The organism is Corynebacterium sp. KPL2734, from assembly GCF_040225595.1.
Taxonomy (GTDB): domain Bacteria; phylum Actinomycetota; class Actinomycetes; order Mycobacteriales; family Mycobacteriaceae; genus Corynebacterium; species Corynebacterium rhinophilum.
Genome location: NZ_JBEHFO010000040.1, coordinates 1 through 1930, shown reverse-complemented (window position 1 = coordinate 1930; position 1930 = coordinate 1). Strand labels below are relative to the sequence as shown.

The following is a 1930-nucleotide window of genomic DNA, read 5'->3' as shown; positions in this document are numbered from 1 at the left end:
GACATGGTGGTAGATTACCAATCTTGCCAGCTCGACTGGGTTGGATATCAGGTGTCCACCAAATGGGGGTCAGGTCCTCAACAGCATCGACGAAGACTTAGCACGCTCCTACACCAGACTCATCAACCAGATTCGAAGCGCACTTGTTGGTTGCTACCCGCAATTCGAGCAGGCCATTCGCGGCCAAATAATCCACCGCAAATGGGTCCTGCACCTACTTGCATGCTACGGCGGGCCCACCAAGATAAAACGCTTAGGCAAGGCCAAGGCAGCTACCTTTGCTCGACGCTATAAGGCACGCAATCCCGAACCTGTCCTCGATGCGATATTCGCTGCCATTGCTGAGCAAACAGTCACCATTGCCGGTGCACACTATGCCGAAATGGGCGTAGCAATGTCAGCAAAGGACGCACTTTTAAAGCTCGAGCACCGCAAACAAATCGACAAGGAAGTCATCGAGCTCATCAACGACATCCCCCACACTCAAATCCTGCTATCCATGCCGGGAATCGGGCCGAAGACGGCTGCCCAAATTCTCATGACCGCGGGCGATATGTCCGACTTTCCGTCAGCTGGGCACCTAGCCTCTTACGCTGGTTTATCGCCCCGAACGAATCAGTCCGGAACCTCGATCATGTCGAACTCACTGAATAGAGCCGGCAACAAAAACTAAAGAACGCCCTATGGCAATCATCTTTTGCATCCATCAGATTCCACGAGCGTTCACGCCAATTCTATGAATGAAAGCGCAATGAAGGCAAAAGACACAACGCCGCAGTAGTAGCACTCGCCCGCAGACGAATCAACGTCCTCTACGCCATGATGCGCAACCACGAGTATTACCACGACCCCGCCCCAGCAAAGGAAACCGCAGCAGCCTAACCCCTAACAACGAAACAAGCCGACTGGAAAAAATCCCAGTCGGCTACCAATCGCGCGCAAAAACAACACACCTAAAAATCCCGAGTTGGAGATCTGCCCCCCGTCCACCCCACCCGCGAGATTGACAAACTACATAGGAACACCCCCTATTGGGGTATCCTTTCTTCTATTATTATTCTCGAGTTGCGAGTCGTCCGGAGCCCCTTACGATTATGGGTGTTCCAGTTTAAATCTGCTGGATAAACACCTAATGTAACTACCTCGAAAGGACTAGTCCATGGAAGATATCCTGGTAAACGGCATCCTAGCTTCTCTGAGTACTGCTCGCGATCTCGGCCTCGAAGTACTCGAAAATGGATCCGCCCTGTTTGACGCTGCCGCAACTTCTTCTGAGGGCTCTTCCCAGAAACTGGAAGGGTCCTCTGAAGCAGGCAAGCACTTTTACCACATCATTGACGCAATCGGATAAATTGTAAACCTACGAAGTCCGACCCCTGTGCCTACGCGGGGAGTCGGACTTTTTCTATACCGTTTCCGTTTCCCCAACAAACCTTGCGCGAAACGTAGGGCTCGCCCTCCGGAAAGTGGACACGCTAGGGGTTGGGCACATTTGTAGAAAGAGAAACGATGGAGCTTTAAAACGTAGTAAATCCGCTTTGTCATCAGTCGCGACATGCTTAGCAAGCCAGTCACAGCTGAGCCTTTTTGGTCTACGCCTCGCCTCAGCGCCGTAGAGGCCAAGTACTATATCTCCGAGCCGCCAACAGCGCCCATTAAAGCGAAACCAAGTCTAAGTCGCTTCAGTTAATTCTCTTTATTGAAAATGAATAGAAAGATAATAGTCAGCACTGCAAATACAATAATAATTCCGTGTCACCATTTAACAAACACGGAAATTACCATTTAGAGGGCCACAATTGTAGCTAGAATCTTATTCCACATAACTGCTCCCCAAATCGTTTTTGATTCAGGGACCTGACCCCGGTTTGGTGGACACCTGATATCCAGCCCAGTCGGGCTGGGAAGAAAGGTAATCTACCACCATGTC

General features: G+C 50.7%; 1 protein-coding gene and 1 pseudogene. Both read left to right on the top strand.

The window, feature by feature from the left end; translation table 11 throughout:
- Window positions 1–70 precede the first annotated feature (70 nt).
- Window positions 71–882: pseudogene (locus ABRP88_RS11285) on the top strand (transposase); the annotation flags it as partial.
- Window positions 883–1159: 277 nt separating this feature from the next.
- Window positions 1160–1351: a hypothetical protein gene (locus tag ABRP88_RS11280; protein ID WP_284771193.1), complete on the top strand. Its 192-nt coding sequence runs from the start codon at window positions 1160–1162 to the stop codon at window positions 1349–1351.
- The last annotated feature ends 579 nt before the right edge of the window (window positions 1352–1930 follow it).